Origin of the sequence: Halopseudomonas formosensis, from assembly GCF_900115905.1 — a bacterium.
Lineage (GTDB): Bacteria > Pseudomonadota > Gammaproteobacteria > Pseudomonadales > Pseudomonadaceae > Halopseudomonas > Halopseudomonas formosensis.
Map to the genome: position 1 here is coordinate 88307 of NZ_FOYD01000002.1, position 21039 is coordinate 109345.

Genomic DNA, 21039 nt, shown 5'->3' on the forward strand with positions numbered 1-21039 from the left:
TGTAAGCTTGTGGTTCTAGCAACGCTGTAGCCAGTCAGCATACCTGCTTTGGTCGAAGCACGCTTTATAACAAGCGCTTAAAAACCATGTCAAGGAATGCTTGCGGTAACGGTAGCGTGGCGCTGGGCCGGGGTTTACCGCCCCGCACCCGTTGGTGGCCAGCTTACCATCAATGCGTACTGATGCGCCCTTTTACATCAGTTTTGTGAGGCTCTTCCTTGGCTATCATTTCCTGTCCTTCCTCCTGCAAGGGCTTCGGCATGTATTGCAACGCAACTTGCAGTACCTCGTCAATCCATTTTGCCGGGATGATCTCGATATCCTCCTTGATATTGTCGGGAATCTCCTTCAGGTCTTTCAGGTTGTCATGGGGAATGATGACGGTCCTGATTCCACCGCGATGTGCCGCCAGCAGTTTTTCCTTGAGCCCGCCAATGGGCAGCACCTGACCGCGCAGGGTGATCTCACCGGTCATGGCCACATCGGCGCGTACCGGAATCCTGGTCAGTGCCGACACCAGCGCGGTGCACATGCCGATACCGGCGCTGGGGCCGTCCTTGGGCGTGGCCCCTTCGGGCACGTGAATATGCACGTCGTGCTGCTCATGGAAGTCGCTCGGCAGACCCAGACTGGCAGCGCGGCTGCGCACCACGGTCATGGCCGCACTGATCGACTCCTGCATCACATCGCCCAGGGACCCGGTCTTGATCTGACGGCCCTTGCCGGGCATCACTGCCGCTTCCAGGCTCAGCAGTTCACCCCCGACCTGGGTCCAGGCCAGGCCGGTAACCTGACCGATCTGGTCACTTTCCTCGGCCAGCCCGTACTTGAACTTGTGTACACCCAGGTGTTTCTCCAGCAGCTCGCTGTCCACCAGCACCTTCGGGTAACTGCGCTGACCGGCGTGCTCACGCACCACCTTGCGGCACACCTTGGCAATCTGACGCTCCAGGCCGCGCACGCCGGCTTCCCGGGTGTAGTAGCGAATCAGGTCACGCAGGGAGTCCTCGGTGAAGGCCAGCTCGTCCTTCTTCAGCCCGTTGTTCTTCAGCTGCTTGGGCACCAGGTACCGCTGGGCAATATTGATCTTCTCGGCTTCGGTATAGCCGGGAATGCGGATCACCTCCATGCGATCGAGCAGCGGCCCGGGGATGTTCATCGAGTTTGCGGTGCAGACGAACATCACCTCGGACAGGTCGTAATCGACCTCCAGATAGTGGTCACTGAAGGCGTGGTTCTGTTCCGGGTCCAGCACCTCGAGCAGTGCCGAAGCCGGATCGCCCCGCATGTCCTGGGCCATCTTGTCGATCTCGTCGAGCAGGAACAGCGGGTTCTTCACCCCGACCTTGCTCAGCTTCTGGACCAGTTTCCCGGGCATGGAACCGATGTAGGTACGACGGTGACCGCGGATCTCCGCTTCGTCACGCACGCCACCCAGGGCCATGCGCACGAACTTGCGGTTGGTGGCACGGGCCAGGGACTCGCCGAGGGAGGTCTTGCCCACACCGGGCGGGCCGACCAGGCAGAGCACCGGGCCTTTCAGCTTGCGTACCCGCTTCTGGACCGCCAGATACTCGACAATGCGCTCCTTGACCTCATCCAGCCCGTAGTGGTCGCTGTCCAGCACCTTCTGGGCGTGATCCAGGTCATGCCGCACCTTGGTGGTCTTCTTCCAGGGTACATTGGCCAGCCATTCGATATAGGAGCGCACCACGGTCGCTTCGGCGGACATCGGCGACATCATCTTGAGCTTGTTCAGCTCGGCCTTGGCCTTCTCCAGGGCCTCCTTGCTCATGCCCGCCGACTCGACGCGTTTCTGCAGCTCATCCAGCTCGCTGGAGCCGTCCTCGGACGCCCCCATCTCCTTCTGGATGGCCTTCATCTGCTCGTTCAGATAGTACTCGCGCTGGCTGCGCTCCATCTGCTTCTTGACCCGGCCGCGGATGCGTTTTTCCACCTGCAGCAGGTCGATCTCGGTATCCAGCACACCCAGTACATGCTCGACCCTGTCGCGCACCGAGGCGATTTCCAGGATCTGCTGCTTCTGCTCGACCTTGAGGTTCAGGTGGGCAGTCATGGTGTCAACCAGTCGTCGCACGTCCTCTATACCGGACAGGGAGCTGACCGCCTCCGGCGGTACCTTCTTGCCCAGATTGACGAACTGCTCGAACTGGCTCATCAGGGTGCGCGCCAGTACCTCGGCCTCTCGCTCCTCCGGCAACGGCTCCTCGACCAGCTGGACGCGGGCCTGCTGATAACCGTCAACTTCCTCCAGCTGCTCGACCTGGGCGCGCTGTTCACCCTCCACCAGCACCTTGACGGTACCGTCCGGCAACTTGAGCAGCTGCAGTATGGTGGCCAGGGTGCCTACGCGGTACAGGTCCTCTGCCTCGGGGTCATCGACGGCGGGGTTGCGCTGGGTCATCAGCAGAACCTGCTTGTCGCCCTGCATGGCGGCTTCCAGTGCCTCGATCGATTTGCTGCGACCAACGAACAAGGGAATGACCATGTGGGGGAATACCACCACATCACGCAGTGGCAGTAGCGGAAAAACGCTGGAACTCGTCATGGCTTGTGCTCGCTCGCTGTGGGGTACAGACACTGGCTGCACCCGGAATTGATATCTTTCATGGGTTCAAGATGAGGGCGCCACCGGAAAATTACAAGGCATGAGTGGGCATAAAGCATTCCGCATGCGTTCGCCGGGTAGCCGATGGTGTCCGGGCTTCGGGGCGGTGGCACAAGGGGGATAAATCAGATGGGTACTGCGGACGGTCGATGCGCCGCCGGAGCGGCGGCGCATCGGGTAGTGCTCAGTCTTCCGGCATGGCCTTGGGCGGCTGCTCGGCGCTCTCGTAGATCAGCAGCGGCTTGGCGTTGCCACTGATCACGTTCTCGTCGATGACCACCTTGCTGACGTTCTCGATCGAGGGGATCTCGTACATGGTATCCAGCAGTACGTTCTCCAGGATCGAGCGCAGGCCGCGGGCGCCGGTCTTGCGCTTGAGCGCGCGCTGGGCAATGGCCTTCAGCGCGTCGGTGCGGAATTCCAGCTCGACCCCTTCCATCTCGAACAGGCGACCATACTGCTTGGTCAGCGAGTTCTTCGGCTCGGTGAGGATCTGGATCAGCGCCTCCTCGTCCAGCTCGGACAGGGTAGCGATGACCGGCAGACGACCAACGAACTCGGGGATCAGACCGAAACGCACCAGGTCGTCGGGCTCCACCTGCATCAGGGTATCGCCTACCCGCTTGCCATCGTCCTTGCTGCGCACGCTGGCATTGAAGCCTATACCGCTCTTCTCGGAACGGTCACGGATGACTTTCTCCAGACCAGCAAAGGCGCCGCCGCAGATGAACAGGATATTGCGCGTATCCACCTGCAGGAACTCCTGCTGGGGATGCTTGCGCCCACCCTGGGGCGGAACCGAGGCAACAGTGCCCTCGATCAGCTTCAGCAACGCCTGCTGCACGCCCTCGCCCGATACGTCGCGGGTGATGGACGGGTTGTCCGACTTGCGGGAGATCTTGTCGATCTCGTCAATGTAGACGATACCCATCTGGGCCTTCTCCACATCGTAATCGCACTTCTGCAGCAGCTTCTGGATGATGTTCTCGACATCCTCACCCACGTAACCGGCCTCGGTCAGCGTGGTCGCGTCGGCAATGGTGAAGGGCACATTGAGCAGACGAGCCAGGGTTTCCGCCAGCAGGGTCTTGCCGGAACCGGTGGGACCGATGACCAGGATATTGCTCTTGCCCAGCTCCACGTCATCCTTTCCATCGCGCTGGTTGAGGCGCTTGTAGTGGTTGTAGACCGCTACCGACAGCACTTTCTTGGCCTGTTGCTGGCCAATCACGTACTGGTCGAGGATGCCGCAGATTTCCATGGGCGACGGCAGCTTGTGCTCACCGGTATCGCTCTGGCTTTCCTGCACTTCCTCACGAATGATGTCGTTACACAGATCGACACACTCGTCACAAATGAATACGGAAGGGCCGGCAATCAGCTTGCGCACTTCATGCTGGCTCTTGCCGCAGAAGGAGCAATACAGCAGCTTGCCGTTGTCATCACCCTTGCCAGTCATATCTGTCATCTAAAACCCCTGCTTACGGAACGCTCTTGCAACCTAAGATGAGGGCAACCCCTGCTCTTTGCAAGTGTAACCTGCCGACCTCACCCACCGGCGGGGCCAGGCTGACTGGATAGTTGTCGGCCCCGTTCTGCCGGGGCCGGTTGAAGCAATTGTTTACTCGGCGCTGGGACGGCGCTCCAGCACCTGGTCGATCAGGCCGTATTCAGCGGCCTCGGCGGCGCTCATGAAGCGGTCACGATCGGTATCCCGGGCAATCACGTCCAGCGGCTGGCCGGTGTGATGCGCGAGGATCTTGTTCAGGCGCTCGCGAATATACAGGATCTCGCGGGCATGGATCTCGATGTCCGACGCCTGACCCTGGAATCCGCCCAGCGGCTGGTGGATCATCACCCGCGAATGTGGCAGCGCGAAGCGCTTGCCCTCGGCACCGCCGGCCAGCAGGAAGGCGCCCATGCTGCAGGCCTGACCGATGCACAGGGTGCTGACGTTAGGCTTGATGAACTGCATGGTGTCGTAGATCGCCATGCCCGCCGTCACCGACCCGCCCGGTGAGTTGATGTACAGGTGGATGTCCTTGTCCGGGTTCTCCGACTCCAGGAACAGCAGCTGCGCCACGACCAGGTTGGCCATGTAGTCCTCGACCTGACCCACCAGGAAGATGACCCGCTCCTTGAGCAGACGCGAGTAGATATCGTAGGAACGCTCACCCCGGGCCGATTGCTCGACGACCATGGGGACCAGACCGCCAGCGGCCTTAATTTCCGGCGGAAAACCGGTATAGCTGTTATGAATCATGCTCTGCTGTCACTCCACTTTGCCTGTCGCGTAAACCCCGGGGCGCCGATGATCGGGGTTTCCATAAACACATGAGCCAGCCCTAGGGCTGGCTCAGTGCACTGCATCACTTCAGCAACGATTATTCGTCTTCGCTGCCTTCTGCCGCCTCTTCCAGCTCAGGCTGGGCCGGCTTAACGGCCTCTTCATAGGAGACCTTCTTCTCAGTCACCTTGGCCTTCTGCAGGACAGTATCCACGACTTGCTCTTCCAGCACAACAGACTGGATCTCGGCCAGCTGCTGCTCGTTCTGCATGTACCAGTTGATCACCTGCTGCGGCTCCTGGTAGGCAGAGGCCAGCTCTTCCACCATGGCGCGGACGCGGTCCTCGTCAGGCTTGATCTCGTTCTGCTTGACGATCTCGGCGACGATCAGACCCAGGGTCACGCGACGCTTGGCCTGGTCCTCGAACAGCTCGGCCGGCAGCTGGCTGGGATCGAAGTTGGCACCGCCGAACTGCTGAACGGCCTGCTGACGCAGACGATCGATCTCGCTGCTGATCAGCGCCTTGGGCACTTCGACTTCGTTGGTCTTGAGCAGACCGTCCATTACCTGGGTCTTGGTCTTGCCCTTGATGGCCTGACGCAGCTCACGCTCCATGTTCTTGCGAACTTCGGCGCGGAAACCTTCCAGACCACCCTCTTCCACGCCGAAACGGGCGAAGAACTCGTCGTTCAGCTCGGGCAGCCTGGCCTCGGCGACTTCGTGGACCATGATTTCGAACTCGGCGGCCTTGCCGGCCAGATCCAGGTTCTGATAATCCTCGGGGAAGGTCACGCTGACAGTGCGGCTTTCACCGGCCTTGGCACCGACCAGACCGTCTTCGAAACCGGGGATCATGCGACCGGAACCCAGCACCAGCTTGGTATTGCTGGCGGTACCGCCGGCGAAGGCTTCACCATCAATACGACCGGTGAAGTCAATGGTCAGCTGATCGTCATTGGCAGCTTCGCGCTCCACGGCTTCGTAGCTGGTGTGCTGCTTGCGCAGGATTTCCAGCATGTTGTCCAGGTCGGCGTCGGTCACTTCGGACTCGATGCGCTCAACGGAGATCTGGGCGAAGTCGCCCAGGGTCACTTCCGGGTAAACCTCGAAAGTGGCGATGTACTCGAAGTCCTTGCCTTCACTCAGCTCCTTCGGCTCCACGCTCGGCGCGCCGGCGGGGTTCAGTTTTTCCTGAACGATGGCTTCATAGAAGGAAGACTGGATGACTTCACCGATGACTTCCTGACGTGCGGATGCACCGAAGCGCTTGCGAATGACGCTCATCGGCACCTTGCCCGGACGGAAACCATCAATGCGCGCACGACGAGCAGTCTGCTGCAGGCGCTTGTTGACTTCGTTTTCGATGCGCTCGGCAGGAATGCCGACAGTCATGCGGCGCTCAAGACCGGAGATGGTTTCAACCGAAACTTGCATGTAGAGCCCTCGTTGAACAGACAGAGTATGTGAGTGATCAAATAAAAGGCGAACATTCTAGAGGCTGATGACCTCTCCCCGCAAGCCGGATTACCCACTATCACCTGCCACCTCGCTTTTTCCTTGAATCTTTCCCCTGCGCGCAGCTCGAAACAGATAGCCACCGCACAGGATACGACCATGCAGACACTGACCCAGTACCAAGCCGATAAGACCGACATCCGCGCGCTGTACCAGAGTCTGCTGCACGCGCCCACGCACCACCTCAGCGAGGCGCGGCACTTCCTGCGCAGCCAGCTGCAGCTGACCGCCCCGCATCTGGCCGACCTGCCGGAAAGTCCCGCCAGGCTCGAGGCCCATATTCTGATGAACAACGCCCGCACCGCCCGGGCCTACCGGGAATACATCAAGGCCCGCCGCCAGGGCCAGCCCCGGCGCTTCTTCACCAATCGCGCCCATGCACTGTATTTCCTGCGCAACGTTGCTCCTACCAAGCTGGTCGATGGCGCCTGGCTGTACGGCGTGCTGCAACAGTGGCACGACCCGCGCATGCATGACCTGGTGCGCACCTATCTGGAGGAGCTGGGCGATGGCGAGCCGGATCAGAACCATGTCCTCATCTATCGCGACCTCATCGCCCGCAAGGACATCCAGGACCTGGAATCCCTGCCGGACGACCGTTTCCTCCAGGGCACGCTGCAGCTGGCGCTGGGGCAGCTTGCCGGCGAATTCCTGCCGGAAATCATCGGCTTCAATCTCGGCTACGAGCAACTTCCCCTGCACCTGCTGATCAGCACCTACGAGCTCACCGAGCTGGGTATCGATGCCCATTACTTCCGCCTGCATATCACCATCGACAACGCCTCCACAGGCCATGCACGACGGGCAGCCCGAGCGGTACTGGATAACCTCCCCAGCGAAGGGCAGCAGGCGTTCTGGCGCCGTGTACGTCAGGGCTATCAGCTCAACGAGCTGGGCGCCTCCTCCACCAGCGTGATCACCGAGTTCAACCTGGACCGGGAGCTTTGCCGCGTGCTGGAAGACAAGGCGCGGGTAGCGCGGCACATGCACTCGGACTTCTGTCGCATCGACGGCCGCACCATCAATGAATGGCTCGACAGCAGCGGTCAGATCGCCGCCCTGCTGGATGCGCTGCAACAGAAAGGCTGGATCAAACGCCATCAGGACCCGGCCAATAGCCGTTTCTGGCGGCTGATCCAGAGCAATCGCGCGCCGATGTTCGGCGTCTTCAGTGATTATGAACTGCAGCTGCTGCACGACTGGATAGCCGGCGAATGGCTGGAAGAACAGCAATTGCGCATCACCGGCCGCCGCGGCTCACCCTCTCAGCAGGATCCGCTGGTGGAGGCCAGCCACAGGAATGAGGAAGTAGCACTGCAGAAAACCCTGGCGACCCTCCCCGAAGAAGAGCGCACCCGACACCTCATCGAGCTCATGGCCCCGGCCCGGCATTTCACCCCTCAGGGCCTGGCTGCCACCCGTCTGTTCAGCCGGCGGCTGAGCTAGAGCCAGCGCAGGGTCGCGGCGGCAAGCAGCAGGTAGCGCCCACCCTTGGCCAGGGTCACCAGCAGCAGGAAGCGCCACAGCGGCTCGCGCATGACCCCGGCAACCAGGGTCAGCGGGTCGCCGACAAGGGGCATCCAGCTCAGCAGCAGGGACCAGTAGCCATAGCGCTGATAGGCTCCGCGCGCCCGCTCAAGCTGCGGTGCTGACACCGGAAACCACCGCCTGCCCTGCCAGCGCAGCAGATAGCGCCCCAGCCACCAGTTCACCAGCGAGCCGAGGACATTGCCCGCCGTGGCGACCACCAGCAGGGCAAGCACGCTGGCCGGACCCGCCATCAGCAGACTGACAAGCACCAGCTCCGACTGCAGCGGAAGCAGGGTCGCAGCGACCAGAGCGGAGCTGAACAAAAGGAAATAGCCGGACAGCGACCACATCTCAGGCAATCCCGGGAGAGTCTGTTGAAGGCGGGGGACAACCGGGGGAAAATCGAATCAGATGGTGCGGACGGAGAGACTCGAACTCTCACACCTCGCGGCGCCAGAACCTAAATCTGGTGTGTCTACCAATTCCACCACGTCCGCCAATCTGGTGCAGATACAAAAACGCCAGGCAGTGCCTGGCGTTTTCGCTGAAAATGGGGTGGACGATGGGGATCGAACCCACGACACCAGGAGCCACAATCCTGTGCTCTACCAACTGAGCTACGCCCACCATCACAGCTTGCTACACTATCACAACTCAGCCCGATTTCATTACAACTTCGAAGACCTGACCATGCATGCTGGCACGCCCGGCAGGATTCGAACCTGCGACCACCCGCTTAGAAGGCGGGTGCTCTATCCAGCTGAGCTACGGGCGCCGTATGCACATATTCAATCCCGAAGGCCTGAAATGCTGGAGCCTTATCGCCTTCCAAACCGACTTCGTTGTGTTTGTGAAGCGGGGCGAATAATACTCAGCCCCCACCCTGCCGTCAACGCCCGAATCACTTTTTTTTCAAATATTTGAGTAGCTTAAGCATCCGGCGCCCCATGGTCTTTTGCCAAGGCCCCGTCGCATGCGACAATCAGCGAATTCCACGCACTTCCCAGGAACGTCATGAAAGCCCAATTGATCGATGGCAAGAAGATTGCCGCCAATCTCCGGCGTGAAATCGCCGACAAGGTAAACCAGCGCAAGCAGCAAGGGCTGCGCATCCCGGGTCTGGCCGTCATTCTGGTCGGCAACGATCCCGCTTCCGAAGTCTATGTCTCTCACAAGCGCAAGGACTGTGAAGAGGTGGGCTTCATCTCCCTTTCCCACGACCTGCCCGCCGACACCACTCAGGAAGAGCTGCTGGCGCTGATCGATCGGCTCAATGATGACCCGACCGTCGACGGCATCCTGGTACAGCTGCCGTTGCCCGCCCACCTGGACTCCTCCCAGCTGCTCGAGCGCATTCGCCCGGACAAGGACGTGGACGGCTTTCATCCCTATAACATCGGACGCCTGGCCCAGCGGGTGCCCCTGCTGCGCCCCTGCACTCCCCTGGGCATCATCCGTCTGCTCAAGAGCACCGGCGTCAGCCCCTACGGACTGAACGCCACCGTGGTCGGCGCCTCCAACATCGTCGGCCGCCCCATGGCCCTCGAGCTGCTGCTGGCCGGCTGCACCACCACAGTCGCACACCGCTTCACCCGTGATCTGGAAGAGCACGTACGCCGCTCGGATCTGGTGGTGGTCGCCGTGGGCAAGCCTGGCCTGGTCAAGGGCGAGTGGATCAAGCCCGGAGCCATCGTTATCGACGTGGGCATCAACCGCATGGAAGACGGACGCCTGCAGGGCGACGTGGACTTCGAAAGCGCGGCGGAACGGGCCGCATGGATCACCCCGGTCCCCGGTGGCGTCGGCCCCATGACCCGGGCCTGCCTGCTGGAGAATACCCTCATCGCCTGCGAGAAACTGCACGACTGAGGATGAATGAAAGAGTGCAGCCGGCATCAGCCGGCTGCCTTCGCAGAGTCAGAGACTGGCGGTCGCGCCGCCATCCACCGGCAGATTGATCCCATTGATATAAGCCGCCGCAGGCGAGGCAAGAAAGCCCACCGCATTGGCGAACTCCTCCGGCTCGGCAAACCGCCGGATCGGCAGCTCCAGCATCATCTCCTTCTCGATCTCCTCCTCGCTCCGGCCAGCCACCTGGGCGCGATGCCTCATCAGGCTTTCCAGCCGTGCCGTGCGGGTCAGACCGGGCAGCACGTTATTCACCGTAATACCATCGGCCGCCAGCTCCCGTGACAGGGTCTTGGCCCAGTTGGCCATGGCTGCACGAATGCTGTTGGATACTCCAAGATTGGCAATCGGCGTCTTCACCGAGGTGGACAATACATTGATGATGCGCCCGTAACCCAGCTCGCGCATGCCCGGCAACAGCAGCTGCAGTATCACCTGACTGCCCGGCAGGTGCTGGCTGAATGCGTGGACGAATTCCTGCGGCGACGCCAGATGGGCCGGCCCCGGCGCCGGGCCGCCGGTATTGTTGACCCAGACGGAAATCGGGCCGCCATCGGCAAGACAGGCCTGCAGCTCGGTCGACAGATGCGGCAGGTCGCCCGAGTCGGCCTTGATGAAGCTGTGCTTCTGGCCCTCGGTGGTCGGCAACTGCCTGATCAGTTCGGCGAGTTTGTCTTCATTGCGGGCCAGGGCTATGACCTCCGCCCCCTGTCTCGCCAACTGCCAGGCACAGGCAGCGCCCAGGCCCTGGCTGGCTCCGCCGATCAGTGCACGTTTACCTGCGAGATTCAGATTCATCGTTGACTCCAGTCAATGTAGGTTCGGGTGAGTCCGGGTCTGATAATCATAGCGCTTTCATTCGACAGCAAGATAACGACTGCCATACTTACCGCTACGCTTGATGGTCTGCCACACAACCCCAGTGCGGCGGTGCTCGTCCAAGGAGAACGATGATGACAGATAAGCCAAAACTGACAACCGTAGCCGGCGCACCGGTCAGTGATAACCAGGACTCGGCCACCGCTGGCAAGCGCGGGCCAATGCTGCTGCAGGACGTGTGGTTCCTGGAGAAGCTCGCCCATTTCGACCGCGAGGTGATTCCCGAGCGCCGCATGCACGCCAAGGGCTCGGGCGCCTTCGGCGAGTTCGTCGTCACCCATGACATCACCCGGTACACCAAGGCCGCGCTGTTCTCCCGGATCGGCAAGCGCACTCCCCTGTTCGCCCGCTTCTCCACCGTCGCCGGTGAGCGGGGTGCGGCGGACGCGGAGCGCGACATCCGCGGTTTTGCTCTGAAGTTCTACACCGAGCAGGGCAACTGGGACATGGTCGGCAACAACACGCCGGTGTTCTTCTTCCGCGACCCGCTGAAGTTTCCCGACCTCAACCACGCCGTCAAGCGCGATCCGCGCACCAACATGCGCAGCGCCAACAACAACTGGGACTTCTGGACCAGCCTGCCCGAGGCATTGCATCAGGTCACCATCGTCATGAGCGACCGCGGCATCCCCGACGGCTACCGGCACATGCACGGCTTCGGCTCCCATACCTACAGCTTCATCAGTGCTGATAACCGGCGCTACTGGGTCAAATTCCACTTCAAGACCCAGCAGGGCATCAAGAACCTCACCGACGAACAGGCCGCCGCCATCGTCGCCAACGACCGGGAAAGCTCCCAGCGCGACCTCTACGAAGCCATCGAACGCAAGGACTTCCCCCGCTGGACCATGTACGTACAGATCATGCCGGAGGCAGAGGCGGCCACCTACCGCTTCCACCCCTTCGATCTGACCAAGGTCTGGTCGAAGAAGGACTACCCGCTGATCGAGGTCGGCTACTTCGAACTCAATCGCAATCCGGATAACTACTTCCAGGACGTGGAGCAGGCCGCCTTCACTCCGGCCAACGTGGTCCCCGGCATCAGCTTCTCGCCTGACCGCATGCTGCAGGGCCGGCTGTTCTCCTACGGGGACGCACAGCGCTACCGCCTCGGTGTGAACCACCATCAGATCCCGGTGAACGCACCGCGCTGCCCAATACACAGCTTCCATCGTGACGGCCAGATGCGGGTCGACGGCAATCAGGGCAGCCGCCTGCATTACGAGCCCAACAGCTACGGCGAGTGGCAGGAGCAGCCGGACTTCAGCGAGCCGCCGCTGGCGCTGGAAGGCGCGGCCGACCGCTATGACTTCCGCGCCGATGACAGCGACTACTTCACCCAGCCCGGCGACCTGTTCCGCCTGCTGCCCGCCGACGAGCAGGAGCGTCTGTTTGCCAATACCGCGCGGGCCATGCAGGGCGCGGAACGCCACATCATGATCCGCCACGCCCGCCACTGCGCACTGGCAGACCCGGCCTACGGCGCTGGGATCGCTCGCGCCCTGGGGCTGACCGAGGCAGAACTGAAGGGCTGAACAGGGCAATGACAAAAGCCCCGCCGGGGAGACCCGGCGGGGCTTTTTCGCTGGCGCGACCTCAGATGGTATCCGCCGGTACCCGTACCCAGCCTTCCATCAGAATCCGCGCACTGCGACTCATGATCGCCTTGGTCACGGTCCACTCGCCATTGACCTGACGTGCCTCCGCGCCAACCCGCAGAGTACCGGAGGGATGCCCGAAACGCACCGACTGACGCTCCCCGCCACCGGCGGCCAGGTTGACCAGGGTGCCCGGTACCGCCGCCGCGGTACCGATGGCCACCGCACAGGTGCCCATCATCGCGTGGTGCAGCTTGCCCATGGACAGCGCCCGCACCAGCAGATCCACCTCGCCTGCACTGATCTGCTTGCCGCTGGAAGCCCGGTAGTCCTTCGGCGGCGCGACAAAGGCGATCTTCGGCGTGTGCTGACGCTTGAGCGCCTCCTCCGGTGTCTTGATCAGCCCCATGCGCAGGGCACCCGCCACCCGGATCTGCTCGAAGCGCGCCAGCGCCTCGGGATTGCCGTTGATATCCTCGCGCAGCTCGGTACCCTGATAGCCGATATCCTCGGCATTGACGAACACGGTGGGAATGCCCGCCGCAATCATGGTCGCCTTGAGCGTCCCAATACCCGGCACCTCCAGATCGTCCACCAGGTTGCCGGTGGGGAACATGGCACCGCCCTCTTCCCCGTCATCCGACGGGTCCATGAACTCGAGCACTATCTCCGCCGCCGGGAAGGTTACCCCATCCAGCTCGAAGTCGCCCAGCTCCTGTACCTGTCCGTCAGTCACCGGCACATGGGCAATGATGGTCTTCTGGATATTGGCCTGCCAGATACGCACGGTACAGGTGCCGTTCTCCGGGATACGCGCCGGATCCACCAGCCCCGCATGAATGGCGAAGGCACCGGCCGCGGTGGAGAGGTTGCCGCAGTTGCCGCTCCAGTCGACAAAGGGGCTGTCGATGGATACCTGACCGTAGAGGTAGTCCACATCGTGCTCAGGCTGACTGCTTTTGGACAGGATCACGCACTTGCTGGTACTCGAGGTCGCTCCCCCCATGCCGTCGATATGCGCTGCGTAGGGATCGGGACTGCCGATCACCCGCATGAACAGCCGGTTCCGGGCCTCGCCCGGCACCTGACAGGACGCGGGCAGGTCCTGCAGACGGAAGAACACACCCTTGCTGGTACCGCCACGCATGTAGGTGGCGGGAATTCTGATTTGTGTGGCTTTGGTCATCATTTGCTCCTGGGTGGTACGGTGGTCGCCAGAGCAGCTTTTCCGCATCGGACATATTGCGGTGCAGCTGTCTGGCGACGTGTTTCTGGTCCACTTCCATTCCCCGGATGATTCTCTGATGCTGAGCCTTCAGCGGATCAACAGCAGAAAATCATGCCTGAAGGGTAGAAAGGTGAACCCCCACCGCTGCGCACGGGAGGTGCGTCACGGTTTGAGACCTTTCAGGACCGCTCCGCTTACACCTTCCCTTCCAGAAAGTCCTGCGCAAACCGCTGCAGTACCCCACCCGCCTCGTACACGGTCACTTCCTCGTCGCTGTCCAGACGGCAGGTCACCGGTACTTCGAGCCGCTCGCCGTTGCGGCGGTTGACGATCAGGGTCAGTTCGGCGCCGGGAGCGCGCTGGCCGATGACGTCGTAGGTTTCGGTGCCGTCCAGCTCCAGGGTCTTGCGGGTGGTGCCCGGCTTGAACTCCAGGGGCAGCACGCCCATGCCGATCAGGTTGGTGCGGTGGATGCGTTCGAAGCCTTCGGCGACGATGGCTTCCACGCCCGCCAGGCGCACGCCCTTGGCTGCCCAGTCACGGGAGGAGCCCTGGCCGTAGTCGGCGCCGGCGATGATGATCAGCGGCTGCTTGCGGTTCATGTAGGTTTCAATCGCTTCCCACATGCGCATGACCTTGCCGTCCGGCTCGACCCGGGCCAGCGAGCCCTGGCGTACGCTGCCGTCCTCGTTCAGCACCATCTCGTTGAACAGCTTCGGGTTGGCGAAGGTGGCGCGCTGGGCGGTCAGGTGGTCGCCGCGGTGGGTGGCGTAGGAGTTGAAGTCCTCCTCCGGCAGGCCCATCTTCGCCAGATACTCACCCGCGGCGCTGTCCAGCAGGATGGCGTTGGACGGCGACAGGTGGTCGGTGGTGATGTTGTCCGGCAGGATCGCCAGCGGGCGCATGCCCTTGAGAGTGCGCTCACCGGCCAGCGCACCTTCCCAGTACGGCGGACGGCGGATGTAGGTGGACATCGGACGCCAGTCGTACAGCGGGCTGTCCGCTTCCTTGATGGTACCCAGGTCGAACATGGGGATGTAGACCTGCTTGAACTGCTCGGGCTTGACGTGGGCGTTGACGATGGCGTCGATTTCCTCGTCGCTCGGCCACAGGTCCTTGAGGGTGATCGGCTTGCCATTCTGGTCGTGACCCAGCACATCCTGCTCGATGTCGAAGCGCACGGTACCGGCAATGGCGTAGGCCACCACCAGCGGCGGTGACGCCAGGAACGCCTGCTTGGCATAGGGGTGGATACGACCGTCGAAGTTGCGATTACCGGACAGCACGGCGGTGGCGTACAGGTCGCGGTCGATGATCTCCTGCTGGATCTTCGGATCCAGCGCGCCGGACATGCCGTTACAGGTGGTGCAGGCATAGGCGACGATGCCAAAACCCAGCTTCTCCAGTTCGGGCAGCAGGCCGGCCTCTTCCAGATACAGGCGAGCCACCTTGGAACCCGGGGCGAAGGAAGTCTTGACCCAGGGCTTGCGTACCAGCCCCAGTTCGTTGGCCTTCTTCGCCACCAGGCCGGCGGCCACCACGTTACGCGGGTTGGACGTGTTGGTGCAGCTGGTGATGGCAGCGATGATCACCGCACCGTCGGGCATCAGCCCCTTGGCTTCTTCGGCGCGGGCCGCTTCCAGCAGGTCCGCACCGGCAATGCCCCGCTCCTGCAGCGCTGTGGTCGGCAGCCGGCGATGCGGGTTGGACGGACCAGCCAGGTTGCGCACCACGCTGGACAGGTCGAACTCCAGCACCCGCTCGTATTCGGCGCTGGTCAGAGCACTGCTCCACAGGCCCAGCTGCTTGGCGTACTGCTCGACCAGGGCCACCTGCTCCGGCTCGCGGCCGGTCAGCTTCAGGTAATCGATGGTCTGGCCGTCGATGTAGAACATCGCCGCAGTCGCACCGTACTCCGGACACATGTTGGAGATGGTCGCGCGGTCACCGATGGACAGGCTGTCAGCGCCTTCGCCAAAGAACTCCAGATAGGCACCCACCACCCGCTGGCTACGCAGGAATTCGGTCAGGGCCAGCACGATATCGGTGGCGGTGATGCCGGGCTGACGCTTGCCGGTCAGTTTGACGCCGACGATGTCGGGCAGACGCATCATCGAGGGGCGACCCAGCATCACGGTCTCGGCTTCCAGACCGCCGACACCGATGGCGATCACACCCAGGGCGTCGACGTGCGGGGTATGGGAGTCGGTGCCCACACAGGTATCCGGGAAGGCCACGCCGTCACGGGCCTGGATCACCGGGCTCATCTTCTCCAGGTTGATCTGGTGCATGATGCCGTTACCGGCGGGGATCACGTCGACGTTCTTGAACGCGGTCTTGGTCCATTCGATGAAGTGGAAACGGTCCTCGTTGCGGCGATCCTCGATGGCGCGGTTCTTCTCGAACGCATCCGGCTCGAACCCGGCATGCTCGACCGCCAGAGAGTGGTCGACGATCAGCTGGGTCGGCACCACGGGGTTGACCTTGGACGGGTCACCGCCCTTCTCCGCGATGGCATCGCGCAGACCGGCCAGGTCGACCAGAGCGGTCTGACCGAGAATGTCATGGCAGACGACCCGCGCCGGATACCAGGGAAAGTCCAGGTCCCGCTTGCGGTAGATCAGCTGCTCCAGCGAGGCGGTCAGCTTTTCCGGCTGGCAACGGCGCACCAGCTGCTCGGCCAGCACCCGGGAGGTATAGGGCAATTTCGCCCAGGCGCCGGGCTGGATGGCATCCACAGCGGCGGGGGCGTTGTAGTAGTCCAGGTCGGTGCCCTGGAGTTTTTCACGGTATTGGGTGTTCATGGTTTTGCCTGTCTGAGCGTGTGTGGGCTGCCCCAGAAAACTTACTTGCGATCCTTCAGCGGTACGAACTCCAGATCCTCCGGTCCCACATAGTTGGCGCTGGGGCGGATGATCTTGCCGTCGATGCGCTGCTCGATCACGTGAGCGGACCAGCCGGCGGTGCGGGCGATCACGAACAGGGGCGTGAACATGGCAGTGGGCACTCCCATCATGTGATAGCTGACCGCGCTGAACCAGTCGAGGTTGGGGAACATCTTCTTGATTTCCCACATCACGCTCTCCAGACGCTCGGCGATGTCATACATCTTCCGGTTGTTCTGTTCATCGGACAGCTGCAGTGCCACCTTCTTGATCACCTCGTTGCGCGGATCGGACACTGTGTAGACCGGGTGACCGAAACCGATGACCACTTCCTTGCGCCCTACCCGCTCGCGGATGTCGGCCTCGGCCTCGTCCGGATTGTCGTAGCGTTTCTGGATCTCGAAGGCCACCTCGTTGGCACCGCCGTGCTTGGGACCACGCAGGGCGCCGATGGCGCCGGCGATGCAGGAATACATGTCCGAACCGGTACCGGCGATCACCCGGCTGGTGAAGGTCGAGGCGTTGAATTCGTGCTCGGCGTACAGGTTCAGCGAGGTGTGCATGGCGCGGACCCAGGACTCGCGGGGCTTCTCGCCGTGCAGCAGGTGCAGGAAGTGGCCGCCGATGGAGTCATCGTCGGTTTCCACATCAATGCATTTGCCGTTGTGGCTGTAGTGGTACCAGTAAAGCAGCATGGAGCCCAGCGAGGCCATCAGCTTGTCGGCGATGTCGCGGGCACCCGGATGATTGTGGTCATCCTTCTCCGGGGTCAGGCAGCCGAGCACGGAAACACCGGTCCGCATCACGTCCATCGGGTGGGCGGAAGGCGGCAGCTGTTCCAGGGCAGTCATCACCGCGGCGGGCAGGCCGCGCAGGGATTTGAGCTTGGCCTTGTAGGCGGTCAGTTCGGCCACGGTGGGCAGTTTGCCGTGGACCAGCAGGTGAGCGATTTCCTCGAATTCACAGGTGGTGGCGATATCCAGGATGTCGTAGCCACGGTAGTGCAGATCGTTGCCGCTGCGACCCACGGTACACAGGGCGGTATTACCGGCAGCGGTGCCGCTCAGGGCGACGGACTTCTTCGGCTTGAAAGTCGGGTTGTTCGATTCGTTGGCGCTCATCGCACGTTCTCCTCTTGTGCCCGGCCGCAGGGTCGACCGGGTGTTTCTTGTTCAACGTGCCGCCTGCTCTTTCAGGCGGCGCGGGGAATCACTTCTTGCCGGCGGCGAACAGCGCGTCCAGCTTCTGCTCGAAGGCGTGATAGCCGATGCGGTCATACAGCTCGGCCCGGGTCTGCATGCTGTCGATCACGCTCTTCTGGTGGCCTTCGGTACGGATGGCGTTGTAGACATTCTCCGCCGCCTTGTTGGCCGCCCGGAAGGCGGACAGCGGGTACAGTTGAATGGCCACGCCGACGGAGGCCAGCTCCTCGCGGGTGAACAGCGGGGTGGCGCCGAACTCGGTGATGTTGGCCAGCACCGGTACGTTCAGTTCCTTGACGAAGCGCTCGTAGGTCGGCAGGTCGTAGGCGGCCTCGGCGAAGATGGCATCAGCGCCCGCCTCGACATAGCGCTTGCAGCGCTCCAGAGCCGCTTCCACACCTTCAGCCTGGATGGCATCGGTACGGGCAATAAGGAAGAAGTCGGGATCGGTCCTCGCGTCAGCGGCAGCCTTGACCCTGTCCACCATCTCCTCAGTGGAGACGATTTCCTTGCCGGGACGGTGGCCGCAACGCTTGGCACCGACCTGATCCTCGATGTGGGCCGCTGCGGCGCCGGCCTTGATCAGACTCTTGACGGTACGCTCGATATTGAAGGCGCTGGGTCCGAAACCGGTATCGATGTCCACCAGCAGCGGCAGATCGCACACGTCGGTAATCCGGCGCACGTCGATCAGCACATCCTCAAGGGTATTGATACCCAGATCAGGCAGACCCAGGGAGCCGGCAGCCACACCGCCGCCGGACAGGTAGATGGCCTTGAAACCGGCACGCTTGGCCAGCAGCGCATGGTTGGCGTTGATGGCGCCGATCACCTGCAAGGGTTTCTCTTCTGCCAGTGCCTGACGGAAACGTTGGCCCGGGGTCTTGTTCATTGCTTGCTCCCTCCTGAGGATGTGATGGCGTCGCGCTGTTCCAGCATGCGACGCTCGATGTTGCGGCGAGATGCGCTGATATGACGGCGCATCAGCATTTCCGCGAGTTCACCATCACGGTCGGCGATGGCTTCAACGATTCGATGGTGCTCGGCAAAGGCTTTCTGAGGGCGTTTGGGGGCCGAGGAAAACCGGTAACGGTACATGCGCACCAGGTGATAGAGATCGGCGCAGAGCATGTCGCTGAGGGTGCGATTCTTGGAGCCCTGGATGATCACGAAGTGGATATCCAGGTCGCCCTCCTGCTGATAGTAGGACTGGTTGGCCTGCAGACCGGCATGACGCTCGTGGGTCGCCAGCACCTCGCGCAGATTGACGATTTCCTCGTCGGTCATGTTCTGCGCCGCCAGACGGCAGGCCATCCCCTCCAGCGCTTCGCGCACATGGTACAGCTCGATCAGCTCCTCATAGCTGAGCGACACCACGCGCACGCCGGCATGGGGCACCCGCACCACCAGCCGACGACCCTCCAGTCGACGGATCGCCTCGCGCAGCGGTCCTCGGCTGATGCCGTAGGTACTGGAAAGGAACTGCTCACTGATCCGGCTGCCCGGAGCAATCTCCCCTTCCACTATCGCTTTCTGCAGGCGCTGAAAAGCCCCATCCGACAGTGTAGCAGCAGGTGTGTGAGTATCAGATTCAGCCAATTGTATACAACCTCGGAGAAATCCAGCGCCAGAAACCGCGCATCTGAGGGGGATACTGCCAGCGAGACCAATGAATTGTCAACAATCCATCAATAGACCAAAGTCCTGTCTACACTGATGCAGGGAACTTTGGACACTGGGTGCCGGTCGGTTTGCCGTGCTACTATCGCACCCGTCCAATCGCTGCCTGTTCCAGAACGATCCAGGGAATGGAGCAGCAGTCTGAAACTGCCGCTGAGAACGCCATGCAATCGATCAATACGCATCTCAAAATACTGATTTTCATCATGGTCAGTCTGGGTCTGCTGGTTACCGGTTACCAGATCTGGGTACTTGAGATTCCCATTCGCGAGGACGAAACCGACGATATCTGGAGTCTGGATGCGAAGGTCGACTTCCGAGCTACCCCCGGCGTTCCGGTCAAGGCGCAGTTGTTCATCCCCCCTCTCAACCAGGAATACGTGACGCTCAACGAGAGCTTCATCTCCAACAACTATGGTGTCAGCGTCAACCAGCTGAACGGCAACCGCCGTGTCACCTGGTCCGCCCGTCGGGCCAGCGGCACCCAGAGTCTCTACTACCGTCTGGTACTGACCAAGCGCTATGGCGCCGAGCCGATCGAGTCCCGTCCCCCGGCGGCCCGACAGCCGATCGCCCTGGACGGTCCGGAACAGGTCGCTGCAGACGCCCTGATCAACCCGATTCGGCAGCATTCGGCGGATATCGAGACCTTCATCAGCGAGACCATCCGCCGCGTCAACGACATCACCGACGACAACGTACGGCTGCTGCTGGACGGCCAGCCCACCCCGCTGAACAAGGCGCGGGTAATAGATCTGCTGCTGTCCAACGCCCGCATCCCGCTGGAGCTGGTACACACCATCCGCCTGGAACCCTCCACCAATCAGGAGCCCGAGCTGTGGCTGCGCAGCCACAACGGCGAGCGCTGGCTGTACTTCCACCCGGAAACCGGCCAGCAGGGCATTCCGGACAACCGTCTGGTGTGGTGGACCGGCAATCTGCCGCTGCTGCAACTGGAGGGTGGCCGCGCCGGCACCGTCAGCTTCACCATCAACAACAGTGAAATGAACGCCCTGCGCCTGGCCAAGATGACCACCGAGGCCAGCCCCTCGGCGCTGCTCGAATACTCCCTGTACGGCCTGCCGCTGCAGGCCCAGCAGGTCTACCAGGTGATGATCATGATCCCGATCGGGGTACTGGTGATCCTGGTCCTGCGCAACCTGATCGGCATCCAGACCCTGGGTACCTTCACCCCGGTCCTGATCGCCCTGGCATTCCGTGAGACCCAGGTCGGCTGGGGCATAGTGCTGTTCACTCTGATCACCGCACTGGGTCTGTCGCTGCGCTCCTATCTCGAGCATCTCAAACTGCAGATGCTGCCGCGCCTGTCGATCGTGCTGACCTTCGTGGTCATCATCATTGCAGTAATCAGCCTGTTCAGTCACAAGCTGGGCATCGAGCGGGCCCTGTCGGTGTCCCTGTTCCCGATGGTGATCCTGACCATGACCATCGAGCGCCTGTCCATCACCTGGGAAGAGCGTGGCGGTGGCCACTCCTTCAAGGTCGCCCTGGGCACCCTGATTGCCGCCACCCTGTCGCACCTGCTGATGACGATTCCGGAGCTGACCTACTTCGTCTTCACCTTCCCCGGCGTGCTGCTGGTACTGGTGGGCTTCATGCTGGCGATGGGTCGCTACCGCGGCTACCGTCTCACCGAACTGATGCGCTTCAAGGCGCTGACCAAACAGGGTTGAGGG

The 21039-nt window shown here is 62.0% G+C and carries 15 protein-coding genes and 3 tRNA genes; 4 read left to right on the forward strand and 14 right to left on the reverse strand.

Annotation, left to right across the window (positions count from 1 at the left end):
• Positions 1 to 169 precede the first annotated feature (169 nt).
• The 4 genes from lon to tig all read right to left on the reverse strand — a co-directional run bounded on the left by lon (position 170) and on the right by tig (position 6351).
• Positions 170 to 2569: an endopeptidase La gene (gene lon / locus BM046_RS03470; RefSeq protein ID WP_090537046.1), complete on the reverse strand. Its 2400-nt coding sequence runs from the start codon at positions 2567 to 2569 to the stop codon at positions 170 to 172.
• Between the two features lie 244 nt (positions 2570 to 2813).
• Positions 2814 to 4097 carry an ATP-dependent Clp protease ATP-binding subunit ClpX gene (gene clpX, locus BM046_RS03475; protein ID WP_090537048.1) on the reverse strand — a complete coding sequence of 428 codons (1284 nt, stop codon included), beginning with the start codon at positions 4095 to 4097 and terminating at the stop codon, positions 2814 to 2816.
• 153 nt (positions 4098 to 4250) lie between these two features.
• Positions 4251 to 4892 (reverse strand): ATP-dependent Clp endopeptidase proteolytic subunit ClpP, encoded by a 642-nt coding sequence (gene clpP / locus BM046_RS03480; protein ID WP_090537050.1) that lies wholly within the window; start codon positions 4890 to 4892, stop codon positions 4251 to 4253.
• 121 nt (positions 4893 to 5013) lie between these two features.
• Positions 5014 to 6351 carry a trigger factor gene (gene tig / locus BM046_RS03485; RefSeq protein ID WP_090537052.1) on the reverse strand — a complete coding sequence of 446 codons (1338 nt, stop codon included), beginning with the start codon at positions 6349 to 6351 and terminating at the stop codon, positions 5014 to 5016.
• A 180-nt stretch (positions 6352 to 6531) separates the two neighbouring features.
• Here tig and BM046_RS03490 point away from each other — a divergent pair, with 180 nt between their 5' ends.
• Complete coding sequence (locus BM046_RS03490; protein WP_090537054.1) at positions 6532 to 7878, forward strand: iron-containing redox enzyme family protein; 1347 nt, start codon at positions 6532 to 6534, stop codon at positions 7876 to 7878.
• Here BM046_RS03490 and BM046_RS03495 read toward each other — a convergent pair.
• From BM046_RS03495 to BM046_RS03510, 4 genes are all read right to left on the reverse strand, one after another.
• Entirely contained in the window at positions 7875 to 8312 is a 438-nt protein-coding gene (locus BM046_RS03495; RefSeq protein WP_090537056.1) for a YqaA family protein, read from the reverse strand. The genes BM046_RS03490 and BM046_RS03495 overlap by 4 nt on opposite strands.
• 62 nt (positions 8313 to 8374) lie before the next feature.
• Positions 8375 to 8459, reverse strand: a tRNA-Leu gene (locus BM046_RS03500).
• Between the two features lie 54 nt (positions 8460 to 8513).
• Positions 8514 to 8589, reverse strand: a tRNA-His gene (locus tag BM046_RS03505).
• A gap of 71 nt (positions 8590 to 8660) precedes the next feature.
• Positions 8661 to 8737: transfer RNA gene (locus BM046_RS03510), tRNA-Arg, on the reverse strand.
• Positions 8738 to 8976: 239 nt separating this feature from the next.
• On the opposite strand from BM046_RS03510, the gene folD reads away from it, so the two are divergent.
• Positions 8977 to 9831, forward strand: coding sequence for a bifunctional methylenetetrahydrofolate dehydrogenase/methenyltetrahydrofolate cyclohydrolase FolD (folD, locus tag BM046_RS03515; protein WP_090537058.1), 855 nt, complete (start codon positions 8977 to 8979; stop codon positions 9829 to 9831).
• 48 nt (positions 9832 to 9879) lie between these two features.
• Here folD and BM046_RS03520 read toward each other — a convergent pair whose 3' ends face one another.
• On the reverse strand, positions 9880 to 10668 hold the full coding sequence (locus tag BM046_RS03520; RefSeq protein ID WP_090537060.1) for an SDR family oxidoreductase: 789 nt from the start codon (positions 10666 to 10668) through the stop codon (positions 9880 to 9882).
• A 155-nt stretch (positions 10669 to 10823) separates the two neighbouring features.
• Here BM046_RS03520 and BM046_RS03525 point away from each other — a divergent pair, with 155 nt between their 5' ends.
• On the forward strand, positions 10824 to 12284 hold the full coding sequence (locus tag BM046_RS03525; RefSeq protein ID WP_090537062.1) for a catalase: 1461 nt from the start codon (positions 10824 to 10826) through the stop codon (positions 12282 to 12284).
• Positions 12285 to 12345: 61 nt separating this feature from the next.
• Here the strand turns inward: BM046_RS03525 and prpF are convergent, their stop codons facing one another.
• The 5 genes from prpF to BM046_RS03550 form a co-directional block, all read right to left on the reverse strand.
• Positions 12346 to 13533, reverse strand: coding sequence for a 2-methylaconitate cis-trans isomerase PrpF (gene prpF / locus BM046_RS03530; RefSeq protein ID WP_090537064.1), 1188 nt, complete (start codon positions 13531 to 13533; stop codon positions 12346 to 12348).
• Positions 13534 to 13769: 236 nt separating this feature from the next.
• Positions 13770 to 16379: a Fe/S-dependent 2-methylisocitrate dehydratase AcnD gene (acnD, locus tag BM046_RS03535; protein ID WP_090537066.1), complete on the reverse strand. Its 2610-nt coding sequence runs from the start codon at positions 16377 to 16379 to the stop codon at positions 13770 to 13772.
• A 41-nt stretch (positions 16380 to 16420) separates the two neighbouring features.
• Entirely contained in the window at positions 16421 to 17581 is a 1161-nt protein-coding gene (gene prpC / locus BM046_RS03540) for a bifunctional 2-methylcitrate synthase/citrate synthase (protein ID WP_090537068.1), read from the reverse strand.
• 88 nt (positions 17582 to 17669) lie between these two features.
• Positions 17670 to 18554: a methylisocitrate lyase gene (gene prpB / locus BM046_RS03545; protein ID WP_090537070.1), complete on the reverse strand. Its 885-nt coding sequence runs from the start codon at positions 18552 to 18554 to the stop codon at positions 17670 to 17672.
• The gene (locus tag BM046_RS03550; RefSeq protein ID WP_090537072.1) at positions 18551 to 19267 is read right to left on the reverse strand and encodes a GntR family transcriptional regulator; all 717 of its coding nucleotides are present in this window, start codon (positions 19265 to 19267) and stop codon (positions 18551 to 18553) included. Before BM046_RS03550 ends, prpB begins: the two co-directional genes overlap by 4 nt.
• Before the next feature lie 239 nt (positions 19268 to 19506).
• Here BM046_RS03550 and rloB point away from each other — a divergent pair, with 239 nt between their 5' ends.
• Positions 19507 to 21036, forward strand: coding sequence for an osmotic stress tolerance membrane protein RloB (rloB, locus tag BM046_RS03555; RefSeq protein ID WP_090537715.1), 1530 nt, complete (start codon positions 19507 to 19509; stop codon positions 21034 to 21036).
• Positions 21037 to 21039: the final 3 nt, after the last annotated feature.

Coding starts and splice junctions, on each gene's coding strand:
- acnD (WP_090537066.1), bottom strand. CDS start 16,379: ATGAACACCCAATACCGTGAAAAACTCCAGGGCACCGACCTGGACTAC.
- prpC (WP_090537068.1), bottom strand. CDS start 17,581: ATGAGCGCCAACGAATCGAACAACCCGACTTTCAAGCCGAAGAAGTCC.
- folD (WP_090537058.1), top strand. CDS start 8,977: ATGAAAGCCCAATTGATCGATGGCAAGAAGATTGCCGCCAATCTCCGG.
- prpB (WP_090537070.1), bottom strand. CDS start 18,554: ATGAACAAGACCCCGGGCCAACGTTTCCGTCAGGCACTGGCAGAAGAG.
- tig (WP_090537052.1), bottom strand. CDS start 6,351: ATGCAAGTTTCGGTTGAAACCATCTCCGGTCTTGAGCGCCGCATGACT.
- clpX (WP_090537048.1), bottom strand. CDS start 4,097: ATGACAGATATGACTGGCAAGGGTGATGACAACGGCAAGCTGCTGTAT.
- clpP (WP_090537050.1), bottom strand. CDS start 4,892: ATGATTCATAACAGCTATACCGGTTTTCCGCCGGAAATTAAGGCCGCT.
- prpF (WP_090537064.1), bottom strand. CDS start 13,533: ATGACCAAAGCCACACAAATCAGAATTCCCGCCACCTACATGCGTGGC.
- BM046_RS03490 (WP_090537054.1), top strand. CDS start 6,532: ATGCAGACACTGACCCAGTACCAAGCCGATAAGACCGACATCCGCGCG.
- BM046_RS03525 (WP_090537062.1), top strand. CDS start 10,824: ATGACAGATAAGCCAAAACTGACAACCGTAGCCGGCGCACCGGTCAGT.
- rloB (WP_090537715.1), top strand. CDS start 19,507: ATGCAATCGATCAATACGCATCTCAAAATACTGATTTTCATCATGGTC.
- BM046_RS03520 (WP_090537060.1), bottom strand. CDS start 10,668: ATGAATCTGAATCTCGCAGGTAAACGTGCACTGATCGGCGGAGCCAGC.
- lon (WP_090537046.1), bottom strand. CDS start 2,569: ATGACGAGTTCCAGCGTTTTTCCGCTACTGCCACTGCGTGATGTGGTG.
- BM046_RS03495 (WP_090537056.1), bottom strand. CDS start 8,312: ATGTGGTCGCTGTCCGGCTATTTCCTTTTGTTCAGCTCCGCTCTGGTC.